Source organism: Mycobacterium sp. (assembly GCF_029961025.1).
Classification (GTDB): Bacteria; Actinomycetota; Actinomycetes; order Mycobacteriales; family Mycobacteriaceae; genus Mycobacterium.
The window spans coordinates 1-12,406 of sequence record NZ_JASBVP010000014.1; the positions used below are offsets into that span (position 1 = coordinate 1).

8 protein-coding genes are annotated in these 12,406 nt (G+C 68.7%); 1 reads left to right on the top strand and 7 read right to left on the bottom strand.

Features of this window, described 5'->3' with window-relative positions; translation table 11 throughout:
• The 5 genes from QJR12_RS15485 to eccB form a co-directional block, all read right to left on the bottom strand.
• The coding region (locus tag QJR12_RS15485; protein ID WP_300584035.1) for a WXG100 family type VII secretion target at nucleotides 1-211 on the bottom strand (211 nt) is incomplete at its 3' end.
• Between the two features lie 50 nt (nucleotides 212-261).
• On the bottom strand, nucleotides 262-1,452 hold the full coding sequence (locus QJR12_RS15490) for a PPE family protein (protein WP_300584037.1): 1,191 nt from the start codon (nucleotides 1,450-1,452) through the stop codon (nucleotides 262-264).
• Nucleotides 1,453-1,470: 18 nt separating this feature from the next.
• On the bottom strand, nucleotides 1,471-1,770 hold the full coding sequence (locus QJR12_RS15495) for a PE family protein (RefSeq protein ID WP_300584039.1): 300 nt from the start codon (nucleotides 1,768-1,770) through the stop codon (nucleotides 1,471-1,473).
• Nucleotides 1,771-2,162: 392 nt separating this feature from the next.
• The gene (gene eccCa / locus QJR12_RS15500) at nucleotides 2,163-6,368 is read right to left on the bottom strand and encodes a type VII secretion protein EccCa (RefSeq protein WP_300584041.1); all 4,206 of its coding nucleotides are present in this window, start codon (nucleotides 6,366-6,368) and stop codon (nucleotides 2,163-2,165) included.
• Complete coding sequence (gene eccB, locus QJR12_RS15505; protein WP_300584042.1) at nucleotides 6,365-7,891, bottom strand: type VII secretion protein EccB; 1,527 nt, start codon at nucleotides 7,889-7,891, stop codon at nucleotides 6,365-6,367. The genes eccCa and eccB overlap by 4 nt, the downstream gene beginning before the upstream one ends.
• A gap of 232 nt (nucleotides 7,892-8,123) precedes the next feature.
• Here eccB and malQ point away from each other — a divergent pair, with 232 nt between their 5' ends.
• Entirely contained in the window at nucleotides 8,124-10,295 is a 2,172-nt protein-coding gene (malQ, locus tag QJR12_RS15510) for a 4-alpha-glucanotransferase (protein WP_300584044.1), read from the top strand.
• 424 nt (nucleotides 10,296-10,719) lie between these two features.
• Here the strand turns inward: malQ and QJR12_RS15515 are convergent, their stop codons facing one another.
• Together QJR12_RS15515 and QJR12_RS15520 are read right to left on the bottom strand one after the other, a co-directional pair.
• Nucleotides 10,720-11,283, bottom strand: a complete 564-nt coding sequence (locus QJR12_RS15515) for a hypothetical protein (RefSeq protein WP_300584074.1) — start codon at nucleotides 11,281-11,283, stop codon at nucleotides 10,720-10,722.
• A 292-nt stretch (nucleotides 11,284-11,575) separates the two neighbouring features.
• Complete coding sequence (locus tag QJR12_RS15520; RefSeq protein ID WP_300584046.1) at nucleotides 11,576-12,271, bottom strand: glycoside hydrolase; 696 nt, start codon at nucleotides 12,269-12,271, stop codon at nucleotides 11,576-11,578.
• Nucleotides 12,272-12,406: the final 135 nt, after the last annotated feature.

Here is a 12,406-nt window from a genome sequence, read left to right on the forward strand (position 1 = left end):
GCATGGTCACGATGTTGCGAAACGCCTGATGCATCTGGGCCATGGTGTCATAGGACGTCATCTGCGCGGCCCCGCTCCAGCCCGCCCCGGCGATGTTTTGGCTCGACGCCCACATCTTGCGGGCCTCGTCCTCGACGGTTTGGGCGTGCACGTCGAAACGGCCCGCCATCGCCCGCATCTGATTCGGGTCTGTCATAAAACGCGTCGGCATTTGCGTGTCTCCCTCCTCTGCTGTCGTCGGCTCTTTCTCAGCCGCCTTACTTAGCCCGCGGCCACCGGACGCGGCACCACGCTGGGACGCACATCGAACCGCGGGGTGGCGGCGGTGTGCGCACCCGCGCCCACGCCGCGACCGACGATGTGCGCCAGCGGAACCCCGCCGAGCAGGCCCGCAGGGCTGCCCGCCCCGAGCCCGGGAGCGGCGCCCAGCCCCGTGCCTGGCACCGCCCCGCCGGCCGCCGGGGCCGCCAGCGCCCAGCCCTGCGGCACCGACAACGCGCCGACGGTGCCCGCGTGGCCCAGACCCGCGGTCACCGCACCGACACCGCCGGCCCCGCCCGGTAGCGCCAACGCACCCACCCCGGAACCAAGGCCGGCAGACACGGCCGGCCCCAACGCCTCGGACACTCCGGCCTCACCTCCGAGCTTCATGGCCGCCGGTGCTTTGGTGAGGTTGGCGAGCAGGCCAGCACTACTGGCTACAGCCGAGGTGATGCTTGCAGGCGTCCTCGGGAAACTGTTGAGGTTACTCAGACTTGACAGCGACGACGTGGACGACGTCGACGAGGTCGATGCGGTGAGGCCGTGCGCCGCCTGCGGCACCGCCGACACCAGTTGCGACCCCACTGTGTGCGCATGGGTGCCGGCCGCCGTGGCGGTGGCTTGAGCCACCGCCACGGCCTGGGTTTGGGCGGCTATCCCGGTCGCGGTGGTGGTCGGCGCGGGCGGGGTGAACGGCGGTAACGCCGACGCGGCGGACGAGGATCCGGCATAGCCGTACATCGCGGCGGCGTCCTGGGCCCACATCTCGCCGTATTGCGCCTCGGTGGCCGCTATGGCGGGGCTGTTCTGGCCGAAGAAATTCGTCGCCACCAACGCAGCCAACTGGCTACGGTTGGCCGCGATCAGCGCGGGGGGCACCGTCGCGGCATATGCCGCCTCATAGGCGGACGCCGCAGCCCGGGCTTGGGCGGCGGTCTGCTCCGCGTGGGCCGCGGCGGCGTTCAGCCACGCCACATAGGGCGCCGCCGCGGCCGCCATGGACACCGACGACGGGCCCAGCCACGGCCCGCCGGCCAGCCTCGAGATCACCGACCCGTAGGAGGACGCCGTCGAATACAGCTCGGCGGCCAGCCCGTCCCACGCCGTCGCGGCGGCCAGCAGGGGACCCGATCCCGGGCCGGCATACATCCGCCCGGAGTTGATCTCCGGTGGTAACGCGCCGAAATCCATCCTCGCCACCCCGGGTGGTCAGGCCGCCGCCACGGCGTTGGCGGCCTCGGTGGCCGCATACGATCCGGCGCTGGCCATCAGGGTGCTCACAAACGCCTCGTGAATCGCCGCGGCCTGGGCGCTGACCAGTTGATACATCTGGGCGTGCGCGGCGAATCGGGCAGCCGTCAGCGCCGACACCTCATCGGCGGCGGCGGGAACCACTCCGATCGTCGGGGCTGCCGCGGCAGCGTTTTGAGCGCTCAGCGCCGAGCCGATGGCCTGCAGGTTAGCCGCCTCGGCTGCGAGCGCCTCCGGCTGTGTGCTCACGAAGGTCATCGCTGCTTTCTCCTCCTGGGACCGACACCAGCAATCGCTTCGTGCATGAGCGTAGAGAGCCTCGCCGGGCTGCGCCGCGGCCCGCGGCGGCCATCGACGGTGTGTAGACCGCGTTTGCGCGCCGGTGCCGCGGCGATAACCCGCGGGTATCACCGGCCTCGAGCCAACCATCTAATCGGCTTCTACCTGCGCTAACAGCCCCGCCAGCCACCTTTGGCCCGACGGTGCGGCCACCGTCACGGCGTCAACCCGACACGGCCGGCGAGATTAAAATCGTGCTGCGGATAAAGCCTTTCACCGCGGTGGCGCCCACCTGCCAGCAACACCGGATAACCACAGCGCCTCGGCCCGCAGCCCGCTAGCGCCGGTGGCTCCTGTTGCCTATTGCCGCACTACTGCCGCAAGTCGGTGGCCGCGACGTGAACGAACACGCCGGTGTCCTCCGCCATCAGCAGCCCGCGGCCGCGCGGCAGCGGACCACCCTTCATCTTGCCCCGGATGTACCCCTCGTCGGGGTCGGCGTCCATCACCAGCAGAGGGGTGTTGGCCTGGTGCAGGGCCCGCAGAATCGGGTCGCTGCCCGCCGAGGACCAGCCGCCGAAGGTGCGGGCGACGATCACGTGCAAACCGACATCGGTCGCCCGGGTCACCCAGGCCGCCGCCTTGTGCAGCGGCGAGTCGAAGCCCGTCGGCAGCTGTTGCAGGTCGTCGATGATCAAGAAGATTTCCGCTCCGCTCCACCACGACCGCGATAACAACTCATCGGCCGACAGCCCTTGCGGCGGCTGGCGTTTGGCCAAAGTCTCGGAAAGCTCGTCCATCATCGCCGCGACGCCGTCGACGGTGTAGGCGAACTTCTCCAGGTACTCCGGGCCCAGCATCCGCAGCAGCTGACGGCGCGGATCCACCAGCCACACCTGTGCCGAGGGTCGTCCCGACGCCGGTGGCGCTGAGCTCGCGCCCGGCGCATACACCCGCCCGATCTCGGCCATGATGGTGGCCAGCGTGGTGGTGCGTCCGCATTCGCGCCGGCCGGTGATCATCAGATGGCTGTTCTCGGCGAAGTTCAGATACACCGGTTGCAGGTCCAATTCCGATATCGCCCATGCGATTCCACCTGCGCCAACCCCCTGGCGCTGATCGGCGGCGGCCAGTGCCCGCACCTCCTCCAGGCCGAACCGCGCCGGCAGCCGCCGCACCGCGCGGGCCCGGCCCACCGCCACCTCACGGACCGCCGCGGCCACGCTGTCGGACTCGAACGCGGACTTCGGTGTGCTGGCCAACGCGGGACGGGCCACCAGCGTGTGCAGACCCGCCTGCGGGTCGGAGTCGAGACGCACGTAGTTGACCGGCACCATGCCGCGGCCGGGCTTGGCCGGCACGTCCTTGGCGAACCGGGAACGCACCAGCCGGGCGTCCTCGACCGCGGCCAGTCGCAACTCCACTCGTGAACCGAAACCGCTGCGCACCGGGGGCCGCAACTCCGATTCCCGGTCGGCGGTGACCACCACGTGCACACCGAACGATGGCCCCTGGTTGATGATCTGGTTCACCTGCTCGATGAGCACTTCGTTTTCTTCGGCCAGCGCCCGATAGTTGTCGATCACCAGGTAGACGTCGCCGAACCCGTCATCGGGCACGCGACCGGTCTCGCCGCCGAATTTGCGCCGCCGGAATACCTCCATCGACGGCACGTCATATTCGAGGAAACTGCGTTTCCGGTCGCGCACCAACGCCAGCATTTCGGCAACCGTGCGCCGCACCCCGTAGGGGTCGGTGGGGCCGACGACCGAACCCACGTGCGGAAGGCCGGCGACCGTCATCAGCGCGGTGCTGCTGTAGGCCAGGCAGTAGAACTGCACCTGTTCGGGCGTGTGGGTCAAGGCCGCCGAGCAGATCAGTGTCTGCAGCGCGGTGGTCTTGCCGGCACCACCGGCGCCCAGGATCAGCACGTTGGCACCGGGTCCGGAGGTGTCCACTGTCCACGGCGGCTGGTCATGCTTGAACGGCCGGTCGATGATCCCGATCGGGAACACCAAGTCCCTGGCGGTGCCGTAGTCCTGGTGCCAGGGGCGGCCGAGGAAGCGGTTCACCAACTCGTCGATCGGCACCGGCTCGTCCAGCGGCGGCTGCCACAGCCGGTAGGGCTCGAAATCGATTCGGCGCAGCTGATCGATGATCACCGTGCCGACTTTCGGTGTCCGCCATTCGTATTCTTCGTCGTACACGTCGGCGTCGGCGGCCACTTCGCCATCGACGACCTCGCCGTTGGCGATCACTTCGCCATTGGTGATCACTTCCCCGTTGCGGGCGGCCGTTAGCTCCCCGTCCGCTCCGGACGGGGCGGTCTCAAGAGGGGTGAACGCGGTGGTGAACAGCTGCGGGCGAATGTAACCGGCGGTGTTCGCCAGGCGTGTCTGGCCTTCGTCGAGCGACACGCCACGGCGGTAGTCGCGCCACATGAACTCCGCCTGGAAGCGGACGATGTCATCGCCGCTCCTGCGCAGGTATCCCAACCCGGGCTGCGCCGGCAGGTTCACCGCGTTCGGTACGCCGGCCGCCTGGGCCGCCCCCGCGGTGCGTGCCTTCAGCACCAATCGGTAACCCATGTTCTCCATGAGCTTTTCGGCCCGGCTCTCGATGGTCTGGGAAGCCATCATCAGGTGAACCCAGTAGGCGCGGCCCTGCCGGCCGATCGAGTCCAGCACGTCGACCGCGGTCGGCATGATGCGGAACCACTCGTAGAACTCGTCGATCACCACCACCAGCACGGGCAGCGGCGGCAGGTCTTGCCCTCGGGCCCGCATCCTGGTCCGGATCTCGTTGTACTCCCTGGCGCCGTCGACGCCGGCACTGAAGCAGATTTCCTTGCGCCGGGCGATCTCGCCCCAAAGCGCCTCCAGGAAGCGTTCCATCAGCGCCTGGTCGTCTTCCAGGTCGGTGATGATCCGCGACACGTGCGGCACGCCCTCGAACGGCTTGACCGCCGTCCCGCCCTTGAGGTCGGCCAGGACGAATTGCAGGTTTTCCGGCGGATGACCGAGCAGCAGCGATGCGATCACGGTGCGCACCAGCGTCGATTTACCCGAACCGGTTGTCCCCGACATCACCCCGTGCGGGCCGTCGCCGCCCTCTTCGATGGATTTCATATCCAAAAACAGCAGTTCGCCATTGTCGGCCCGGTTGCCGAACGGCACCCGTAACCGATCTCGGCTGAACAGGTCTCGGCGGTCCGCCCACAATGCGTCGAAATCGATCTGGGCGGGGTCGTCAATCCCGTAGTAAGACAAGATGTCTCGAGCACCAATCTGGGTCACCCGCTGCCCGATCTCCTCGTAAGCCTCGGCGAGCCGCCAATGCGCCATCCGCAGCGCGAACTGTTCGGCCTCTTCCTCGGACATCCGGTCGGCCAGGGCGAAGAACCACGGGTTTTCGTCGATCACCAGCCAGGTGTCCCGGTCGCGGGGCAGCGCCTCCATGACGCCGGCGGCATTGGTGAATCGCAGCACCCGCTGCGGTACCGAGCTCCACAGCGGGGAGCCGGTCAGATCGAAGAACGTCACCCCGTCGACACCCTCCGCGCTGATCACGTACTCCCACTGCGGGTCATCGATATCGGCGATGATCACGTGATGGGGCGTCGGGGTTTCCGCCGACGAACTGGCATGCCTGGGCGTGAACGACCCACGGCCGGAGAACAATTCGGCTTGCTCGGTGGCGAACTCCCGCACCGATCGGTAGACCATCCGCGCATTGCCCGCGGCGTCCTGGCGTCGCGGATCGCCGAAATGCGGAAGCCATTTGACCCAGTCCCAACGTTGCAGATCGGAGGTGACGACGATCATCCGCAGATGGTCCGGGCCGTGGGAGAACGCCAGTTGACAGATCATCGCCCGCATCAGCCCCAACACCTGCTCGCGGCTGCCGACCAGTGCGTACCAGGGCTCGACCAGCAGCGAGACCATCTTCGGCAGGTTGTACACGACGCTTTGATAACGCCCGAATTCCTGCAGCGCCTTACCGGTCACCGGCTCCAGTTCGATGTCGGTCGGCATGTTTTGCGGCTCGCCCCAGGTCACCTCGGGCCGCGTCATGCCCACCCCGACCCGAACCACACCGAAGTTGAGGTCCTTGCCGTTGGGCATGCGTTCCCACATCCGACCCGACCCGACGGCCGCCGCCAGCGTGCCCGGCGCCGGGTGAAACCACCGGTAGTTGGCGTCCATGCTGTTGGCCGATTCGGCGGCGGTGTCGCGCAGCATGTCCAGCATCAACATGAACTGCCCGCGCATCGCGTCGAGTTTCGGCCGGCTCATCTGCTGGGTGCCACCGAAGCGCCCGCCGAACATCATCATCGCGATCCCCCCGATCATGAAGATCGGAAAGATCGCACCGGCGCCCAAAAACATCCTGGACCCGCTGGCGACCATCGCGGCGATCATGCCGACCAGTAGTCCGATCACCAACACGCCGACGACCACCATCCACCATGGCTTGCCTTCCGGTGGCGGCACACTCAGCGGTGTCGGTAAGACGATGTTCTCCGGCTTAACTGCCGGTGCCCGCTCCGGGGTAGGTCGTGCAAATCCACGTTTCACTTTGGTACCGCCAACTCCTGTGGGTTTGAATCTGTCGGGAGTGCGCCGTGTTCCACCAGCGCATCAGAGCGTGAAAGCGTCGGGCCGGGGGTGAGCAACCGCAATGCCACCCACGGCGCGGGGGTCGGATTGCCTGTCAGCCCCAGTGCGGTGCGCACGTCCCGGGTGTTGTCTACCCCGTACCGCACACCGGAATGCGAGAGCCACCACAACGATTCCCCCTTGGTGGCCGACGGATCGTTGCCGGTGATAACGGTGAAGTTCGCATAGTCGGGGCCGAAATAGACATGGTCGGCCTGGCCTCCCGAGCTATCCGTCTTCACCAGCGACACCACGTTTTTGGCGTCTCCCACCGGAACCGTCGGCCCGGCGACCAGCCGCGTCAGCGCCCGGTCCTCACCGGTCGTCCATTGCCACCACCAGCAGGTCGCCGGGTTGTCTTTCGCGTCCACCACGTTGAGCGGCTCATCCGGGAAGGCCGAGAGATCCAGCCCGGTGACCACCGGCATTTTCGCCAGCGCCGACGGACCCACGACCTTAGGAGCCCCGGCCGCGGGGCCGCCCGCGTTCTGCAGAACCTGGGCGACTATCGGTGAGATCGTCTGCACACCGTTGGCCAAAACCAGTGAGTACTGCTGTGGTCCACTGATTTGTGGTGTGACGATCACGCTGCCCACCGGTCCGGGGGCGTCCGGAAACGCCGCCGGACCACCCGAGCCCGGCACCACCGGCACCGACAACTCCGGCCCCACCCCGAGGGCGTCGAACAACGCCTGGCTCATAGGCGGTGCGTGATCGATTTGCTCCGGGGCCAAACCCAGCGGCAACAACACCGAGCGGTCTGCGGCATTGATGCGCGAGCGGCGTCTATCCCGGATCACGTAGGCGTTGCCGCCGTAGCGACGCAGCACCGCGTCCTGTTTGCCCAGCACCCGCCGGCGATCGGTGAGCGCGGGTGCGCCGTCGATCACCGTCACCGTCACCGGTTGAGCGGCCGGCACACCGGCGCCGACACCCGGCGTCGGGGCCACCGCATCGCACACCAGCCAAGATGACGTCGCCGGACTCGTCGGGGATATTTCTGAGGGCGCGCCCGGGATACCCACCAGCGGCCCGTGCGGCTGCTGGGCTATCTGGCTGGCCCGCACCTTGTGCGGGTCATCCGCCCGCCCGGTGATCAGCCGCGCCGAAGCGAGGTTCAGTGCCGGGTACAGCGTGTCACCCACCCGGACGTAGAGCGCCCCGGTATTACGGTCCGCGATGATGGGCGAGTCGCCGAGCGTGCCGGCCGGGCTGATAAACGACCACAGCAACGCCCCCAGGCAGATCACCACCGCCGCGGACACGGAGGCGACCACCGCCAGCACCTGCCGCCGACCCGGCTCCACCTCCATGCGAACCCGCCAGCGCGTCAAGGCCATCGCCATCCGGCGGGCCAAGAATTGATGACCGGTCACCTGGGTGCGGGTCGACAACCCCAGGCCGTAGCCCGAACCCCGCTGCCCGCGGTCCTCACCCGGCATGGGAGCTCACCCCTCGATCCGACAGAGATGCTTTGATGCTGCTCATGGCGCCACTCACAGCGATAACCGTAAAGCACCCGCGCCGGCCTCGCCACGCGGAAACCGTGTTTGCCGACAGCTTGGTGGACCTTGTAACCCACGGTTCGGACGGCCGCCATCGCGGTGTCATCCGTCGTTTGGCACCCCCGGTCCGCGACGCTTGTCTGCGGGTCTGCCGTGCCGGAGCCCTCGGATGAGCGAGCCTGCGCCCTCATTGGTCGACCTCGCCGGCCGGTTCGGAATCGCCACCGAATACCAGGATTGGACGGGACGCCGCCGGGTCGTCGACGAGGCCACCCTGGTGGCCGTCCTGGCCGCCCTCGGGGTGCCGGCCGGGACCGAGTCGGAGTGCACCGCGGCGCTGAAGGCGCACGACCGCGCCTATTGGTCGCGCCCGCTACCGGTCACCATCGTCGCCCGCGCCGGGGCCGAGACCCGGTTTTGGGCCCATGTGACCCACGGTCACCCCGCCGAAGTGTGGCTGCACCTCGAGGACGGGACCACCCGCGCCGGGCTGCGGCAGGTCGACAATTTCACTCCCCCCTTCGACCTCGGCGGACGCTGGATCGGCGAGGCCAGTTTCCTGCTGCCGCCCGATCTGCCGTTGGGCTATCACCGGGTGCACCTGCGTTCCGGCGAGGACGAAAACAGCACCCTGCTCATCGTCACGCCCAGCTGGCTGGGACTACCCGAGCGGCTCGCGGCCCGGCGGGCGTGGGGTTTGGCGGCACAGATCTATAGTGTGCGCTCCCGGCGGTCGTGGGGTGTCGGGGATCTCACCGACCTCACCGATTTGGCGGTGTGGTCGGCCTCCCGCCATGGCGCCGGCTATCTGCTGGTCAATCCGCTGCACGCGGCCGCGCCGACGACACCGATGGAACCCTCGCCCTATTTGCCGACGTCGCGGCGCTTCATGAACCCGCTGTACCTGCGGGTCGAGGCCGTTCCCGAATACGCCGATCTGCGCAAGCGCGGTCGGGTGCGGCGGCTGCGCGCGGAGGTGCAACGGCACGCCGAGCGGCTCGACACCATCGACCGCGATACCGCCTGGGCGGCGAAACGCGCGGCGTTGCAGCTGCTGTACCGGGTGCCGCGCTCGGCGGGCCGCGACCTGGCCTACGCGGCGTTCCGCGCCCGCGAGGGCCGCGCCCTCGACGACTTCGCCGCCTGGTGCGCCCTGGCCGAGAAATACGGCGACGACTGGCATCGCTGGCCGCGCTCGCTGCGGCATCCCGCCGGGCCGGGGGTTGCCGATTTCGTCCAACGGCATCCCCATGCCGTCGATTTCCACCGCTGGCTGCAATGGCTGCTCGACGAGCAACTCGCCGGCGCGCAGTCGGGGGCGGTGCGGGCCGGGATGGCGCTGGGCATCATCCACGACCTGGCCGTCGGCGTGCATCCCAACGGGGCCGACGCCTGGGCCCTGCAGGACATGCTGGCGGCCGGCGTGACCGCGGGAGCACCCCCGGATGAGTTCAACCAACAGGGTCAGAATTGGTCGCAGCCGCCGTGGCGGCCCGACCGCCTCGCCGAGCACGAGTACCACCCGTTTCGCGCACTGATCCGGGCGGTGTTGCGGCACGGCGGCGGCGTCCGCGTCGACCACATCATCGGGTTGTTCCGGCTGTGGTGGATCCCCGACGGCGCATCCCCCGAACAGGGCACCTATGTGCGCTACGACCACGAGGCGATGATCGGCATCCTCGCCCTGGAGGCGCACCGGGCGGCCGCACTCGTGGTGGGTGAGGATCTTGGCACCGTCGAACCACGGGTGCGCGACTACCTGCAATCACGCGGCATACTGGGCACGTCGGTGCTGTGGTTCGAGCGGGATCGCCACGGGGGCGGGGAGCCGCTGCCGGCCGAACGCTGGCGCGAGTACTGCCTGGCGTCGGTGACCACCCACGACCTGCCGCCGACCGCCGGCTATCTGGCCGGAGACCACGTGCGCCTGCGCGCCTCCCTGGGCCTGCTGTCCCGGCCCGTCGCGGAGGAGCTCACCGCCGACCGAAACGAGCGGGCGGCGTGGCTGGCCGAGTTGCACCGGGCCAACCTGCTCCCCGGCGACGCCGATGACGAACAGACCGTGCGTGCGCTGTACGAATACCTCGGCCGCACCCCGTCTCGGCTGTTGGGGGTGTCGCTGGCCGACGCGGTCGGCGATCGGCGCACCCAGAACCAGCCCGGCACCGCCGATGAGTACCCGAACTGGCGGGTGCCGCTGACCGGTCCCCACGGCCGGCCGGTGCTGCTCGAGGATGTCTTCACCGACCGCAGGGCGGCCGCGCTGGCCGAGACGATGCGCGCCCAGGTCCTCGGCGATGCCGCAACGCGTGCTCAACCGCGCCCGGGGTGCGCGGGCTAAGCTGTGACGACCCGGGGGTTTTGCCGCCGGACAATCGCGACCGGACGGGGCCAGACGTGGACGACCGAAACATCCGGCGACCGATCCTGCTGGCCGTTGCCGCCGCCATCGCCATCGGGGTGGTGGGCTGTGGCGGGGGCGGCAAAGGCCCGCATGTCACCACCACCACGACGACGACCACCACAACCACGACGGCACCCACGACCGCGCCTAGCTGCCCGTGCACCTGTACCCCTGCGCCGCCGTGCAGCAACCCTGCCCCGCCCGCCTACGGCCCGCCGCCCGGTGCGCCGGCGCCACCCGCCATCCCGCCTGCTCCGCCGATCCCGCCCATTCCTCCCATTCCGCCAATACCACCCATTCCGCCAATACCGCCCATCCCGTCGCCGCCCCCGATTCCCTATCCGTAGCGGCGGCATCGCGCTTAGCTGGCGGGCCAGGCGACTTCGAGCTGCTCGGCCACGTCGATGACTTGCGCCGCCTGGGACTGCGGTGAGTCGATCTCATTGGCGACGTGCTGGGCAATGAACCGCCGGATCTCGCCGTCTACACCCGCGACGATGCGCAACACCTCGCCGCGGATGGACTTCGACGAGACCTGGACGGTGATGTCGGAAGGCCGGGGCTTTGCGACCTCGACGACCACCAGCAACGGCTCGGCGGCCCGTGCGGTGGCGCGTAACGCGATGTCTCCGGCAACCGTGAACCGCTGCTTGTCCAGCCGCAGATCCACCAGCAGATCGATGGCCAGCGGAATGTGAATGGTGAACGTGATGGGGTCACCCAGGTGGCGCGTGACCCGGGGTTTGTGGATCTTGACCGTGGCGCTGACCCTGGCGATCCTGCCCGGCCCCTGAGCGAACGGGCCCAGCGTAAACTCCTCCCCCGCAAACTGGGCGAAGGCGGCGCCGACGCGCTGCTCGGTGACGGCGATCTCAAAGAATTTGCGCCCGAAGGCTTCGTAGGTCAGGTAGTCGTGGGTGCGCATAGGTTCATACCGTCTCACGCCGGCTTCCCCAAGACCCGCAGATCCGGTTATGGCGCGGCATTTTCGGATCGCCGCTCGGTGAGCCCGGCCGCGGCAATCGACGCCACCGCGCGCGTGTGTGGGAGGGTGCGGCTATCGCACCGGCGCGACAGTGCGGCCGTGCTTCGGTCTGATTTCTGTGACCCACCCTCCGCGACAACTGCCGCCCGCGGAGTAGCCGCGTCGAACACGGCAGCGACCCGACTCCCCCGGCGAGCGGCGGGCTCGGACCCACCCGGCATTGGCCCGGCGGTTACGTTGACGGGCTCATCGAGTCGATGTAGTAGGTTTCGCGGCCGGTCGGGTATCCCCCGCCGTCGGTGGCGATGTGCACGTGGTCGAAGTGATTGGCGGTCTCGGAGCCGTAGTCCGCCGTCCAACTCGGCGCGCCGATGCCCGGGTAGTAGCCCCGCCTCCAGATAACATGCACCACGCCCCATCGTTTGGCATTCGCCAAGGCGTACCCGGCGATCTGGTTGCCCAGCTCGATGCCCTCCGGGCTGCGATAGTTCGGGATCATCACGTCGATCGCCAGCCCGTTGGGGTGCCATTTCAGGGGATCTTGGCGAAACCCGCCGATGGTGGTGATCTGGGGGAACAACACGCTGATCGCACGGGCAGCCCAAATGGTATGAACCTGCAGCCCCTGCTCCGAGGCGACGCCCGGCGGCAATGCGTACGGGACCGCCCGGCTGGCCACGGGTGCGCTGGCCGCGACCAGTTGCGCCGCCGGCGGATTGACGGCCTGCTGGCCGCCGTCCGGCGCAGAGCTGTGAGCCGCAGGGCTCGCGGCCGGGTGCTCGGCGCAGCACGGGGGCTTCGCGCTTTGGGCGTGCACCATCACCGCAGAAACGGCAACCGAGGCCGCGAAGGCTAGCCAGCGGCCCCGGCCTACGGCCGGAAGTTCTCGAGCCACGGACAGCACCTTACCGCCGTGCTCCTGCGACACGGCGGTTTTTCACGCAGGCAGGATTGAGCCGGCGCGGCAGCGAAGCCAACGACGGACGTGTGGTGCCGTCTCCGTCCTCGACGACATCGATCACGTCGCCCCCTGCTGCAGCACGGGTATCTATGTACGGCGCGC

Excerpts from the sequence above, each read along its gene's own strand:
- eccB (WP_300584042.1), bottom strand. The coding sequence starts at position 7,891 with ATGCCGGGTGAGGACCGCGGGCAGCGGGGTTCGGGCTACGGCCTGGGG.
- malQ (WP_300584044.1), top strand. The coding sequence starts at position 8,124 with ATGAGCGAGCCTGCGCCCTCATTGGTCGACCTCGCCGGCCGGTTCGGA.
- QJR12_RS15495 (WP_300584039.1), bottom strand. The coding sequence starts at position 1,770 with ATGACCTTCGTGAGCACACAGCCGGAGGCGCTCGCAGCCGAGGCGGCT.
- QJR12_RS15515 (WP_300584074.1), bottom strand. The coding sequence starts at position 11,283 with ATGCGCACCCACGACTACCTGACCTACGAAGCCTTCGGGCGCAAATTC.
- QJR12_RS15490 (WP_300584037.1), bottom strand. The coding sequence starts at position 1,452 with ATGGATTTCGGCGCGTTACCACCGGAGATCAACTCCGGGCGGATGTAT.